General features: G+C 62.2%; 14 protein-coding genes. 9 read left to right on the top strand and 5 right to left on the bottom strand.

Going from position 1 to position 12,412, the window contains the following annotated elements; all coding sequences use genetic code 11:
• The first annotated feature begins 105 nt into the window (after positions 1-105).
• A complete protein-coding gene (locus tag AC19YY_RS09300) occupies positions 106-1,788 on the top strand; it encodes a ShlB/FhaC/HecB family hemolysin secretion/activation protein (RefSeq protein WP_170058647.1) in 1,683 nt (560 codons plus the stop codon).
• Positions 1,789-2,158: 370 nt separating this feature from the next.
• On the opposite strand, the gene AC19YY_RS09305 is transcribed toward AC19YY_RS09300, so the two are convergent.
• From AC19YY_RS09305 to AC19YY_RS09315, 3 genes are read right to left on the bottom strand one after another with little or no spacing between them, the layout of a single operon-like run.
• Positions 2,159-2,347 carry a Flp family type IVb pilin gene (locus tag AC19YY_RS09305; RefSeq protein WP_169951996.1) on the bottom strand — a complete coding sequence of 63 codons (189 nt, stop codon included), beginning with the start codon at positions 2,345-2,347 and terminating at the stop codon, positions 2,159-2,161.
• Between the two features lie 44 nt (positions 2,348-2,391).
• The gene (locus tag AC19YY_RS09310; protein WP_169951998.1) at positions 2,392-2,784 is read right to left on the bottom strand and encodes a response regulator; all 393 of its coding nucleotides are present in this window, start codon (positions 2,782-2,784) and stop codon (positions 2,392-2,394) included.
• 55 nt (positions 2,785-2,839) lie between these two features.
• On the bottom strand, positions 2,840-3,028 hold the full coding sequence (locus AC19YY_RS09315) for a Flp family type IVb pilin (protein WP_038445716.1): 189 nt from the start codon (positions 3,026-3,028) through the stop codon (positions 2,840-2,842).
• Positions 3,029-3,354: 326 nt separating this feature from the next.
• Here AC19YY_RS09315 and cpaB point away from each other — a divergent pair, with 326 nt between their 5' ends.
• The 8 genes from cpaB to AC19YY_RS09355 are packed head-to-tail and all read left to right on the top strand — an operon-like array spanning position 3,355 to position 10,784.
• The gene (gene cpaB, locus AC19YY_RS09320) at positions 3,355-4,302 is read left to right on the top strand and encodes a Flp pilus assembly protein CpaB (protein ID WP_169952000.1); all 948 of its coding nucleotides are present in this window, start codon (positions 3,355-3,357) and stop codon (positions 4,300-4,302) included.
• A 15-nt stretch (positions 4,303-4,317) separates the two neighbouring features.
• Positions 4,318-5,520 carry a type II and III secretion system protein family protein gene (locus AC19YY_RS09325; RefSeq protein WP_169952002.1) on the top strand — a complete coding sequence of 401 codons (1,203 nt, stop codon included), beginning with the start codon at positions 4,318-4,320 and terminating at the stop codon, positions 5,518-5,520.
• Positions 5,517-6,710, top strand: coding sequence for a CpaE/TadZ family protein (locus AC19YY_RS09330; RefSeq protein ID WP_169952004.1), 1,194 nt, complete (start codon positions 5,517-5,519; stop codon positions 6,708-6,710). Before AC19YY_RS09325 ends, AC19YY_RS09330 begins: the two co-directional genes overlap by 4 nt.
• Positions 6,707-7,978: a TadA family conjugal transfer-associated ATPase gene (locus AC19YY_RS09335; RefSeq protein ID WP_169952006.1), complete on the top strand. Its 1,272-nt coding sequence runs from the start codon at positions 6,707-6,709 to the stop codon at positions 7,976-7,978. Before AC19YY_RS09330 ends, AC19YY_RS09335 begins: the two co-directional genes overlap by 4 nt.
• A gap of 10 nt (positions 7,979-7,988) precedes the next feature.
• Complete coding sequence (locus AC19YY_RS09340) at positions 7,989-8,870, top strand: type II secretion system F family protein (protein ID WP_500604095.1); 882 nt, start codon at positions 7,989-7,991, stop codon at positions 8,868-8,870.
• A 1-nt stretch (position 8,871) separates the two neighbouring features.
• Positions 8,872-9,759: a type II secretion system F family protein gene (locus tag AC19YY_RS09345; RefSeq protein WP_169952010.1), complete on the top strand. Its 888-nt coding sequence runs from the start codon at positions 8,872-8,874 to the stop codon at positions 9,757-9,759.
• Between the two features lie 10 nt (positions 9,760-9,769).
• Positions 9,770-10,492, top strand: a complete 723-nt coding sequence (locus AC19YY_RS09350) for a tetratricopeptide repeat protein (protein ID WP_169952012.1) — start codon at positions 9,770-9,772, stop codon at positions 10,490-10,492.
• A gap of 19 nt (positions 10,493-10,511) precedes the next feature.
• Positions 10,512-10,784 carry a DUF3613 domain-containing protein gene (locus AC19YY_RS09355; RefSeq protein ID WP_169952014.1) on the top strand — a complete coding sequence of 91 codons (273 nt, stop codon included), beginning with the start codon at positions 10,512-10,514 and terminating at the stop codon, positions 10,782-10,784.
• A 243-nt stretch (positions 10,785-11,027) separates the two neighbouring features.
• Here the strand turns inward: AC19YY_RS09355 and AC19YY_RS09360 are convergent, their stop codons facing one another.
• Both AC19YY_RS09360 and AC19YY_RS09365 read right to left on the bottom strand, forming a co-directional pair.
• On the bottom strand, positions 11,028-11,810 hold the full coding sequence (locus AC19YY_RS09360; protein WP_170042540.1) for a response regulator: 783 nt from the start codon (positions 11,808-11,810) through the stop codon (positions 11,028-11,030).
• A 126-nt stretch (positions 11,811-11,936) separates the two neighbouring features.
• On the bottom strand, positions 11,937-12,410 hold the full coding sequence (locus AC19YY_RS09365; RefSeq protein ID WP_169952018.1) for a prepilin peptidase: 474 nt from the start codon (positions 12,408-12,410) through the stop codon (positions 11,937-11,939).
• Between the last annotated feature and the right edge of the window lie 2 nt (positions 12,411-12,412).

Below are 12,412 nucleotides of genomic sequence, written 5' to 3' on the forward strand. Positions count from 1 at the left end.
ATTCCAATGGGTCTCTCGTCTTTTTTATTGGAACTCCCGAACCGTGCCCAAGAACCCGGCGGGACCCTGCGAAATGCCGCTGCAGTTTTGACCATGGAGTGTCCTATGCGCGTTTTGACGCCGTTGTTATTGCTCACCCTCAGCGCTTACGTCCACGCCGAGACCCTACCCAGCTTCCTCAACAGCAACGACACCATCCGCAACCTCCCCGTCCCCAACCTGCCGGCCGACGCCTACCGGCCCGTGACGCCGCAGACCCAGCTACCAGAGACCCCGGCGGCACAAGCGCAACCGCTGCTGATGGACACCAAAGTCACCATCCGCAAGCTGCAGATCGAAGGCGGCACGGTGTATCCGCTGCAGGAAGTCGCCCAGGTTTTCGAGCCGTTGATTGGCCATGAAACCAACCTCGCCCAACTGATCGAAGCGACCCGCAGCATCACCCGGCGCTATCAGCAGGACGGCTACCTGTTGTCCTACGCCTTCCTGCCCGACCAGCGCTTCGAACAGGGCCTGGTGCGCGTGGTGTTGGTCGAGGGTTATATCAAGGACTACCAGGTACAAGGCGACATTGGTTCGGTGTCGGCCTACGTCGACAAGTTGGCGCAAAAGCTCCAGGCCGAACGCCCGCTGACCCGCAAGACTTTCGAGCGCTACACCACCTTGATGGGGCGGATTCCCGGCGTGACGCTGCAAGCGCAAGTACCGCCACCGGGCACCACCGATGGTGCCGCGCACATGAATATCCAGGCCAGCCGCAAACCGTTCACCAGCAGCATGAGCATGACCGACGACAGCCGCGGGGGCCTGCAAGCCTTGATCGCCGGTACCAGCAATTCCCACACCTCAATGGGCGAACAAGTCAGCCTCAGCGGCCTGTTCCCGCCGGGGGACGACAAAGAGCATTACTACCGGCTCGACTACAGCCAGTTCATCAATGCCGAGGGCACGCAACTGAGCCTGTATGGCGCGCGCTATCGCAGCGACCCGAGCACCCATATCCGCCTCGACGGCGGCTTCTCGCTCAAGCCACACCGGGAAAACGACCGGTTCTCCATCGGCCTGAGCCACCCGCTGATCGCCTCGCCCAGCGAGTCCCTGACCCTCGGCACTCGCTTCTACGGGGTGAACGACAAGACTCGCTATCAACTGGTCGGTTACCCGCAACGCTTTGACGTGGAAACCGACCTGCGCGCGCTGGCCTTTGAAGGGGATTGGCGCAAGGCCGACAATCGCCAACTGCGCATCCTCAGCGCCGGCCTGTACCAGGGCGTCGACGGCCTGGGCGCAAAAACCCGCAGTGACTTCGAGGGCATAAAGTCCGACCTGGACTTCTTCCGCCTGCGCCTGTCCGGGGTGCAGAGCGACAAGTTCTTCGACAACTGGCAAGGCGTGCTCTCGGCGGCGCTGTACTGGAGCGACGACACCCTGCCCGACAGCGAACGGGCGGTGTTCGGTGGGCAGAACTTCGGGCGTGGCTACCCGGATGACCAGGGTTCGGGCGACAAGGGCTGGGGGGTGGCCTACGAGGTGAACTACAGCTACAACCGCGCTGGCGACTGGGTAAGGATCGTGCAGCCTTACGTCGTGCTCGACCGCGCCAAGGCCTGGTTCAACAACCTGCCGGTCAAGGACAGTGACATGTCATCCGCCGCCGTTGGCGTGCGCTTTGGCGATGCCAAGTACTACAACATTGCGTTGGAGGCGGCCAAGCCGATGTCGGATATGGCATTGGACAGTTTTAACCGGCGGCCGCGGTATACCTTGAGTTTTAGCTATCAGCTGTAGGAGCCGGCTTGCCGGCGATGCGGCGATGCGGCGACCCGACAAGCCAGCTCCCACAGGGAAATGCAGCTCTGCGCTGTAGCTCTGCTTTTGATCTTGATCTTGATCTCAGGCGCCCCGTCAAACCACGCTGGCCGCAGGCAGGTATTGCGCAGTGGGCACCCCGGCATGGATGCCGGGGTAGCTGCGACACGGCCATGGATGGCCGATCGCGGCGGGCCCACGGAGCAATGCATGACTGCGGGCATGCCGAGCCTAGGCGAGGCACCGAGTGGTGGGGCAAAAGCGCTTTGGTTACTTTCGCGCTCTTCGAAAGTGACCCGCCGTAAGGGCGGAACCAATAGCCGCCGTTACCGCAGCAACGGATATGCCCTCAGGTCAGAGCATCCCCCACCTTGCCAAAGAACGTCGCAATCTGCGGCCCCAGCAACTTCCCCGCCGCCAGCACCACCAGCGCAATCACCACAATCAAAATCACATACTCGATAGCCGTCGCACCGTCCCGGCGGCGCCAGAACAGCATCGACCACGCATACATCCTCAGCAGCAGGGCAAGCAACATAGGGCATCTCCTCAGCAGGGCGCTATGCACGGGCCAACTGTTCCCTACGCCCGGGGGAACAGATTGTTAAGGGTGTCGATCAACCGAACCAGGTAGATGGGTTTGCGAAACAGGTCCAGGACCTGCAAGCGCAGCATGTCACTGACATCATCCATTTCGGCATGGCCGGACATGACAATAACGGGCAGGTGCTGGCGTGACGTGTGCTCACGCAAGCGCTTGATCAGGGAGATGCCACTTTCCTCGGGCATGCGCAAGTCGGTGATAACCAGCGCGATATCAGGATGCAGTGTCAGTTGCTGCAATGCATCTGTGACGGAGGTGGCACAAAAACAAATAAAGCCCTCGTCTCCCAGCGATTCGGCCAGTTCGACGAGGGCATCTTCTTCGTCATCCACCAACAGGATCTGCTGGCGGCTCGCAACAACAGCGCTCATGAGCAATACCTTCCAAGACAATCACTGATGGGCATGCTCAAGGCACTGCTGCCAATCAGGTCAAGGCGGCTCCGACTTTAGCGAACATGGCCGCGATCTGAGGCCCAAGCAATTTACCGGCCGCCAGCACGACCAGCGCGATAACCGCGACAAGAATCACGTATTCAATCGCCGTCGCGCCCTCTTTGCGATGAAAGAACAGTTGGAGTTGGACGTAGAGCTTCATCATGAAGGTAAGGAACATATGACTTCTCCTTTGCGCTTGCTTGCGCAGATCGCGGTGCTGCACGGTGATTGCTGCGTGCCACTAGAGCATTGTCAACAAACCCCACATCAACAACTGTAAGAACGGATTAATCAGAAAGTAGTAGTCACAACCTTGGCGTCATGAACCCGTGTTTTAAGGAGCTGCGCGAGGGTTCCAAAATAAATCGCGGACGCTAATGGCATTTTGTCCTAGCTCGGCTACCGTCAAATAGCGAAATCGTTAGATGTTCATAGCTGCCTGGTTGCGAAATCAACTCGTTGGGAAAAACGGGCGCGTGGTGCAACAGGAAAGGGAGAGCCTTCATGAACAGTCGTGTCAGCATGATCCTGGCCGGGTTGTTATTAATCGGTGCGCTGTTTGCAGGCTATTGGGGACTGGTACTGAGTCGTCCGCCTGAGCCGGCAGCCACGCCCGCGCCATCTGGCGTTTCTGTGGAAAAAACCGTCGCCGCCGTCGAAGACCAGACCCGCCAACCCGTGGTGGTCCTGGCCCATGACGTGCCGCCCTATATCGCCCTGACCGCCGCCGACCTGACCCTGGAAAAACTGCGCACCGCCCCGGCCGGCAGCTTGACCAGCCTCGACCAGGCCATCGGCCGCACGCCCTTGAGAGCCCTGCGCGCCGGCACCTGGCTGGATGATTCCAGCTTCAATGCCGGAGGCCCGCTGGCCCGCATGATCCGCCCTGACGAACGCGCCCTGGCGGTGGCCGTCGATGAGGTCATCGGTGCGGCTGGCCAGTTGAGCCCCGGGGATTTTGTGGATGTGCTGCTGTTCCTGCGCCCGGAAGGCACCAACCCCGAGCCCACGTCACAGATCATCGTGCCGGCCCTGCGCCTGCTCAGTGTCGGCGATACCCTCGGCCCGACCAACGATGGCAAGCCCGCCGTTGCGCCGCCCACCACCGATGAAGAAAAAGCCCGCCAGGCACAACGCCAGGCAAGCCCACCGCGAACCGTAGTGCTGGCAGTGCCGGAACAGTTGATGAGCCGCTTGATGCTGGCCACCAGCGTCGGCGCCTTGCGCCTGGCGGTACGCAGTGCCGATGAACAATTGCTGAGCCAGTACTGGGCCGGGGACAACGAGGCCTTCGCCAAACTGCAAAGCGCCAATCGCGAGCTGTACCAGTTCACTCAACTGGCCATGCTCGGTGCGCCGAAAAGAGTCACACAGGCTGGAGGCGCCAACGAACCCCGGCGCTCCGGCATCGAGGTCATACGCGGTAACCAAGCGATCCAACAAAATCCCTGAGCAAGGATGCCTTGAATGCGCCATCGATTTGCACCTGCGTTCACGCAAATGGCCTGGGCACTGATGCTGTCCAGCCTGCCTGTAAGCCTGGCGTTCGCGGCTACCGACAGTTGCAGCGGCCTGGGCGCCCTGCCGGCCGTGGTCGAGGTCGGCGAAGGCCTGCAACAGACCCTGCAATCGCCTGTAGCGATCACCCGGCTGGCCATCGGCGACCCGAAAATCGCCGATGTACACCTCAACGGTGACCGCGCCTTCCTGCTCACCGGCGTTGCCTCGGGCGCCACCAGCCTGATGGTCTGGACCCACTGCTCCAGTGCGCCGCGCCAAAGCATGGTGTTCGTCAAGGGCAAGGCCAGCTCAAGCCTGACCAGCCAGGCCCTGGCGCCGTCCGACGACCCGTCCCTGCCGAGCCAGGTGCAGACCGATATCCGCTTTGTCGAAGTCAGCCGCACCAAGCTCAAGGAGGCCAGCACGTCGATTTTCGGCGGCACCCGCAACTTCCTGTTCGGCAGCCCGCGCACAGCCGGGATGAGCCTGCCCCTGGATAACGAGAGTTTTAACATCGGCATCGGCGGCGGGCGCTTTTCGGCGCTGATCAATGCCCTGGAACGCAGCGGTTTTGCCTACACGCTGGCGCGACCGAGCCTGGTTGCCATGAGCGGACACAGTGCGACCTTCCTTGCCGGTGGCGAAGTGCCGATCCCAGTGCCCAGTGCCGGCAGCGACACCATCTCCATCGAGTACAAAGAGTTCGGTATCCGCCTGACCCTGACCCCCACCGTGATCGACCGCACGCGGATTTCCCTCAAGGTCGCACCGGAAGTCAGCGAGCTGGATTACGCCAACGCCTTGCAGGTAGAAGGCATCCAGGTACCGGCCCTGACGGTGCGGCGTACCGACACCACGGTGTCCCTGGCCGATGGCGAGAGCTTTGTGATCAGCGGCCTGATCAGCAATAACAACCGCTCCACCATCAGCAAGTTTCCAGGCCTGGGCGATATACCGATCCTTGGTGCGTTTTTCCGTGACAGCAACGTCAGCCGCGAGGAAAAAGAGTTGCTGATGATCGTTACCCCGCACCTGGTCCAACCCCTGGCCGCCAACGCGCGCCTGCCGTCCCTGCCCGGGGAAAAACTGCGCAACTACGATCCCAACTGGTATCGCCTGTACTTCCTGGAAAACGGCAACTTCGACCGACGCACAGGACTTTCCCAATGAGCGATAGCCTGAGCCAGACGTTCCTGGCAATCACCCGCAACACCACCGACCTGGAATGGCTGCAAGGCGCCCTGGCGCCCCTGGGCCAAGTGGTCAGTGCCGGTGGTGGCAGCCTCGACGAACTGCTGGCCCTGGTGGACGTGACCTTCGCCAACCTGGTGTTCGTCGGCCTGGACCGCGAGCATGTAGTGGCCCAGAGCGCCTTGATCGAGGGCGCCCTGGAAGCCAAGCCGATGCTGGCCATCGTCGCCCTGGGCGACGGCATGGACAATCAATTGGTACTCAACGCGATGCGTGCCGGGGCGCGGGATTTTGTCGCCTATGGTTCACGCTCCAGCGAAGTCGCCGGCCTGGTGCGGCGCCTGAGCAAACGCCTGCCGCCAGTCGCCCACAATGCGCACCTGGGCGGCCTGACGGTGCTGTATGGCACCCAGGGCAATGCCGACGGCGCCCTGCTCGCCAGCCACCTGGCGATGGTGGTGCAAAAGAGCGGTCAACAGACCCTGCTGCTGGACCTGGGCCTGCCCCGTGGCGACAGCCTGGCGTTGCTGGGCCTGGAAAGCTCGTTCAACTTTGGCGATGCCCTGCGCCACCTGCGCCGCCTGGACACCACGCTGATCAACAGCGCCTTTACCGCCACCGAAGGTGGCCTGCGCATCCTCGCCTACACCGAAAGCGACGACCCCCTGGAACTGACCAGCGCCGCCGAGCTGTACATGCTGCTCAGTGCCTTGCGCCAACACTTCCAGCACATCGTGGTAAACCTCACCGGCCAGCGCGACAGCGAAGCCCTGCGCACTTTTGTCAGCCACTGCGACAAGCTCTTGTGGTGCACCGACCAGAATGTCCTCGACTGCCGACGCAACCTGGCGGTACTCAATCAGTGGCGGGAAAAGGGTATGAAGCTGGACCATGCACGGCTGCTGATCGACCGCTATCTCAAGGGCGCCGCACCGGACAGCGAGGCCCTGGAAAAGAGCTTCGGCCTGGAAGTCATCGCCGTGCTGCCATTGAGCCCGGAAGTGCGCCTGAACGCCAAGAACCAGGGGCAAACCTTGTTCAGCCTGGCGCCCAGGGAGACCCTGACGCAAAACCTGAAGGTCTTGGGCGAACGCCTGGCCAAGCGCTCCGAAGGTCTTGAAAAACCTTCCACCCGCTGGTTTGAGCGACTGCGGGGGACCATCAAATGAACGGCGAAAAGCTCTTCGGCGCGCCTGCCCGTGGTCTTGGCAGCGCCGTGGATCACGACGGCCTGAAACTGGTGCTGCACCGCTACATCATCGATGCCATCGAAGAGTCGGGGAAAAACCTGCTGGAAGGCTCGCGCCAATCCCTGGCGCAATTTGTCATCGACAAGGTGTCCGAATACATCACGCGCATGCACCTGGCAATTTCCCGTTATGAGATGGAGCGCCTGGCCGAGGAAATCGTCGATGAACTGACCGGCTTCGGCCCACTGGAAGTGCTGTTGCGCGACCCGTCAGTGACCGAGATTCTGGTCAACGGCCCACACCGGGTGTTTGTCGAACGGGACGGCCTGTTGCACCAGAGCGACCTGCGTTTTATCGACGCCCACCATGTAGAGCGGGTCATGCAACGCATCCTCGCGCCATTGGGTCGGCGCCTGGATGAATCTTCGCCGATGGTCGACGCCCGGTTGCCCGATGGCAGCCGGGTCAACGCGATCATCCCGCCGATTGCCCTGGACGGTCCGTGCCTGTCGATTCGTAAGTTTCGCAAGGACATGCTCAAGAGCAGCGACCTGGTAGCGATGCAGACCATCGACCAGTCGATTTTCGAGTTTTTCCAGGAGGCGGTGGGCAAGCGCTGCAATATCCTGATCAGCGGCGGCACCGGCACCGGCAAGACCACCTTGCTCAATATTCTCAGCCAGTTGATCAACCCCCACGAACGCCTGGTGACCATCGAAGACGTCGCCGAACTGCAACTGGGCCACCCCCACGTGGTGCGCCTGGAAACCCGCCCGCCCAATGCCGAGGGGCACGGTGAGGTGAAGGCCAGCGACCTGATCCGCAACGCCCTGCGGATGCGCCCGGACCGCATCATCCTCGGTGAGATCCGTGGTGTGGAAGTGCTGGATGTGATGACCGCAATGAACACCGGCCACGACGGCTCCATGAGCACCGTGCACGCCAACAACGCCCAGGACGCCCTGTTGCGCCTGGAAACCCTGGTGGGCCTGACCGGGCGGGTGGTCGCGGAGAAAACCCTGCGCCAGATGATCTGCGCGGCGCTGGATGTGGTGATCCAACTGACCCGCCTGCCAGACGGCCGGCGCTGCGTCAGTGAAGTGGTGGAAGTGGTGGGGGTGCGCGATGACGTGTATGTCACCAACACCCTGTTCCGCCATGACCGGCGCACCGGCTTCGGCTTCCTGCGCGAGGCCGTCAACCCGGCGGGTGACAAACTGCGCCGCGAATCCGCCCTGCCGCTATAGGAGCGTCACCATGACCGGCGCCATCCTGATGTTCAGTTGCGTGATCCTGATTGGCGTGTCGCTGCACCTGTTCCTCAGTGGCCTGCGCCAGGCAGAAACCGACCGCGTCCTGGAACGGCTCGCCGAAGGCCAACCGCTGCTGGCCGAAGAGCGCGGGCGTTGGGTCGGCCTGGAGCGCATGTTCCAGCGCGCGGGCCTGGGCAAACCCACCGACAGCCTGGGCCTGTGGGTGACCTGCTGGGTGTTGGGCGCCGTCCTGGGGTTCCTGGTGTGGAGCTGGGTCGGCCTGCTGAGCATGGTGTTGCTGCCGCCGCTGCTGCTGCGGCTGTACATCGCCTGGCGCTATCGGCGGCGGGTGAAGCGGATGATCGAACAACTGCCGCAAGTGCTCGACCATACCGTGCGTAGCCTGAAGTCCGGACGTACCCTGGCCGACGCCTTGCTGGGTGCGATCGACAGCACCGAGGAGCCCTTGAAGCCCGCCATGGCGCGTATCCAGCGCAATGTGCAACTGGGGGTCAGCCTGCCCGAGGCCGCCAGTGATTTTGCCGAGTTCTACGAGCAAGACGAGTTCCGCATGCTTGCCCTGGGCCTCAAGGTCAACCACCGCTACGGCGGCAATGCCAGTGACTTGCTGGAGAACCTGATCAAGGTGATCCGCGAACGGGAACAGGGCGCACGGCAATTGCGCGCCATGACCGGCGAGACGCGCGTTACCGCTTTTGTCCTGGCGGGCATGCCGATCGCCATGGTGGGCTATTTCATGCTGATCAACCCAGGCTACCTGCTGACCATGTGGAACGACGACAGCGGCCGCTACATGCTGCTGGCCGCGCTGACCATGCAGGTGCTGGGCTGCCTGACGATGTGGCGCATGTTGCGGAGTATTTGAGATGGTCCTGCTGATCAGTGCCTTGTTGTTTTTGGCTGCGCTCGCGCTGATCGCCGGCCAGTTGCTGGCCCAGCGTCGCCGCGAGCGCCTGGTCAACCAGCGCCTGCAAGGCCAACTGGTGCGCCGCGACCGGCTCGGCACCCTGCTCAGCCAGTTTGGCAGCAGCCAACTGGCCCAGCGCTCAGTGAGCATGGATAACGAAACGCAGATCCTGCTCAACCGCGTGGGCTGGCGCAAAGCCAATCAGCGCTCGATCTTCGCCGCCTGCCAGATTGGCGTGCCGCTGGTGCTGGCCGGGCTGATCCTGGTGGGTGAGGAACTGATCTTTCCCGGCGCCGACTCCCCGTGGATCGCGCCCCTGCTCGGCCTGGGCGTGGGCTACCTGATACCCAAGCGCATCCTCGCCAGCGCGGCCAAGGCCCGCCAGCAGCAAATCTCCCGTGAGGTGTCGACCTTCATCCCGCTGCTGCGCATTCTGTTCGAGTCGGGCATGGCGGTTGAACAGTCGCTGCGGGTATTGAGCGTTGAAGCTCAGCGCCTGCTGCCCGCGCTGACCCAGGAGCTGCGGCTGATCCTGGCACGGGTCGACTCCGGCCTGGAACTGAGCGAGGAACTGGGCAAAACTGCCCGGCTGCTGGCCGTGGACGAATTCACCGACACCTGCATCATTCTCCAACAACTGATCCAGCAGGGCGGCGGCGCCATGAAGTCGCTGCTGGCCCTCAAGCAACTGCTCGATGACCGCCGCTTGACCCGCTTGCAGGAATTCATCTCGAAGATGTCGGCCAAGATGTCGGTGGTGATGATGGTCTTCCTGTTTCCCGCTTTATTGATTGTGCTGGGGGGGCCGGCATTTATTGCGATCTCCCGGGCCCTGAGCAGTTTTTGAGGAGCGCTCGATGAAAGCACTGATTGCAGGCCTGGGCCTGCTGATGCTCGGCGGCTGTGCCAGTAACGGCCAGACGCCGTGGTCGGCGCTGATGACCCCGGGCAGTTGTGCCAAGCCCAGCGCCGAGCAGGAGCTGTCGCTGAACCTGGCCGACGACATGGCCAATGAAGGAAAGATGCACGCCAGCCTGGCCAACCTGCAAAGCCTGCCGGAGTCTTTGCCGCAAGTGCGCCAGCGCAAGGCCAAGGTCTACCGCCTGCTCGGGCGCAGTGAAGCGCAACCGCTGTACCGCAGCCTGCTGGGCACCTGCATGGCGGCCGAAGGGGAACACGGCCTGGGTCAACTGGCGGCGGCCCAGGGCGACAACGCCCAGGCCTTGGCCCATATGCAACGGGCGGCGCAACTGGCGCCCACCGATGAAAAAATCCGCAACGACCTGGGGGTGGTCTACCTCAACCAACGGCGCCTGGAAGAGGCGCGCTTTGAGTTCATGACGGCCATGGAGCTCAAGCAAAGCGATCAACTGGCGGCGGTCAACCTGGTGACCCTGCTGATCTACCAGGACAACTGGGGCCAGGCCGCACAACTGGCCAGCCAAGTGGGCCTGAGCCCCGAGCAGGTCACCGAGGCCCAGGCCCGGGCCGAGAAACTCAAGGCCGCCGGCACGCCGGCTGCCAAGGCCAAGGACCAGGTCGCAGCGGCCAGCGATGCACCGCCCGCACTAATCAAGTAAGCGCTTGAAGGAGCCGATGATGAAATTCCCCTACCTCGCCAGCCTGACGCTGCTGGCCCTGCCCCTGACGGTACTGGCCATCGAGCCTGGGCCCTCGTCCAAGGCCCAGCAGGAAACGGAGAACTGGCTGAGGCTGCAAGTCGACGGGCAAGCCGCCTCACCCACGGTACAGAGGGCAACGCCCGCCGAACGCGAACTGGCGATACAGCGTTTGCTGGAGAGCAAGAAATTCGCGATCCCCGAAAAATTCGACGAAGACAACGCAAGCGGGGGCTCGGGCAGTAGCAAATAAACCACAGCCACTGGAGAAATGTGGGAGCGGGCTTGCCCTGATGCAGATCAGTTAAGCGAACGCAATGCTCAAGACAGTGAAGATCAAATGTGGGAGCGGGCTTGCTCGCGAAAGCGGTGGGTCAGTCAACATCAATGTTTGCCGGGCCGACGTCTTCGCGAGCAAGCCCGTTCCCACAGGGGGATCTGCGCTTAACTGACTGGCATTAAGCTTGCCCGCTCCTACAGGGCTGTACGCAAAGCTTCAGTGCGCCGTCACCCGCTGGCGCAATGCCGAGTTGCTCGGTGACAGCGCCAACGCCAGTTGGGTGCGGTTGTGCATATGGGTCAAGCGCAACACCTGGGACACGTACAACTTGACCGTGTTCTCGGTAATACCCAGCTCGCAGGCAATCTGGTAGTTGGTCTGGCCCTTGCCCACCAGCCGCGCGACGTCCAGTTGCCGGGGCGACAACTGATTGAAGATCGCCGGCACCTCCAGGCGCTCGGCCTCCTCGCCTGACCCTTCGCCCTCGGCTTGCGGCGCCGGGCCGCGACGGACCTTGTCCAGGTCCTGGTACAAGTCATCGATGGACTCGGAAAGATATTGCAGCTTCTGGTTCAAGTTCCCCAGGTGCAGATTCTTGTGGCGCTCTTCCAGGGCAGCCTCCTGACGCTGCAAGCCTTCGAGCAACTCATTGAGGTTGATGGGCTTTTGGTAGTAATCGGAGATGCCCACGCGCAAGGCCTTGATCACGTCCTGCTTGTCCGCCCGGCCAGTGAGCATGATGGCTTCGAAGGCACGCTGCTTGCCGGCAATTTTCTGCAGGGCCTGCACCAACTCAATGCCGTCCATGTCCGGCATATGCAGGTCACACAGCACCAGGCCGATCTGCGGGTCTTCACTGAAGCGCTGCACGGCCTGCTGGCTGGAGCCACACGGGACACAGCGATAACCGCTGCTTTCAAGAAATTCGCAAAGCTCCTCCACAATCAGCGGTTGATCGTCGACCACGAGCACTTTTACTGCAGATGTAAGCTTGTTCACGCGCTACTCCATGCCTGGCAAGCCAAAGATTGACCTATCCGTTCCGAGGAACTTTCCTAATTACCGGTACAAATAAACGTAGACGTACTTTGCGACTATGTACATAGCGATATAGAGCGCCCGCGACTAATGGAGCCACGGCCAGGCCAAGGTAAAACCCACTAAAAGAAACGGTGCAAAGGGCAGTTTTTTTGACGGGTCCACCACCAGGTAACCCAGGCGCGCTCTAACGCCTTGACTAGCAAGCGGTAACAGCCGAGGCCCATAGACCAGCCATGCGACATTGGCCGCGCCGGCCCCGATCAGCGACCACAACAGGTAGGTCGAATTCGACGCCAGCGCCAACGCCGCGAGCATCTTCACATCCGCGGCCCCCAGGCGCCCGAGGGCGTAGCCGGGCAGCGTCAACAGCAGCGCCAGGATCAGCGCCCACAGCCCTTCAGACCGGGACGTGCCGAGCCAGGTGCTACCGCTCCACAGCAGATAGAGCAGCGCCAGCAACGCCACGCCCAGGGTCAGGCGATTGGCGATCTGTCGCTGGCGAATATCCTGCATTGCACACAACACCAACCAGACAACTACCACGAGGCCTTGGATCACGT

It is taken from the genome of Pseudomonas sp. MF09156, assembly GCF_059862305.1.

Bases quoted from the DNA above. Each gene is read 5' to 3' on its own strand.
- AC19YY_RS09330 (WP_169952004.1), top strand. From the start codon at position 5,517: ATGAGCGATAGCCTGAGCCAGACGTTCCTGGCAATCACCCGCAACACC.
- cpaB (WP_169952000.1), top strand. From the start codon at position 3,355: ATGAACAGTCGTGTCAGCATGATCCTGGCCGGGTTGTTATTAATCGGT.
- AC19YY_RS09315 (WP_038445716.1), bottom strand. From the start codon at position 3,028: ATGTTCCTTACCTTCATGATGAAGCTCTACGTCCAACTCCAACTGTTC.
- AC19YY_RS09305 (WP_169951996.1), bottom strand. From the start codon at position 2,347: ATGTTGCTTGCCCTGCTGCTGAGGATGTATGCGTGGTCGATGCTGTTC.
- AC19YY_RS09340 (WP_500604095.1), top strand. From the start codon at position 7,989: ATGACCGGCGCCATCCTGATGTTCAGTTGCGTGATCCTGATTGGCGTG.
- AC19YY_RS09310 (WP_169951998.1), bottom strand. From the start codon at position 2,784: ATGAGCGCTGTTGTTGCGAGCCGCCAGCAGATCCTGTTGGTGGATGAC.
- AC19YY_RS09325 (WP_169952002.1), top strand. From the start codon at position 4,318: ATGCGCCATCGATTTGCACCTGCGTTCACGCAAATGGCCTGGGCACTG.
- AC19YY_RS09345 (WP_169952010.1), top strand. From the start codon at position 8,872: ATGGTCCTGCTGATCAGTGCCTTGTTGTTTTTGGCTGCGCTCGCGCTG.
- AC19YY_RS09300 (WP_170058647.1), top strand. From the start codon at position 106: ATGCGCGTTTTGACGCCGTTGTTATTGCTCACCCTCAGCGCTTACGTC.
- AC19YY_RS09350 (WP_169952012.1), top strand. From the start codon at position 9,770: ATGAAAGCACTGATTGCAGGCCTGGGCCTGCTGATGCTCGGCGGCTGT.
- AC19YY_RS09335 (WP_169952006.1), top strand. From the start codon at position 6,707: ATGAACGGCGAAAAGCTCTTCGGCGCGCCTGCCCGTGGTCTTGGCAGC.
- AC19YY_RS09355 (WP_169952014.1), top strand. From the start codon at position 10,512: ATGAAATTCCCCTACCTCGCCAGCCTGACGCTGCTGGCCCTGCCCCTG.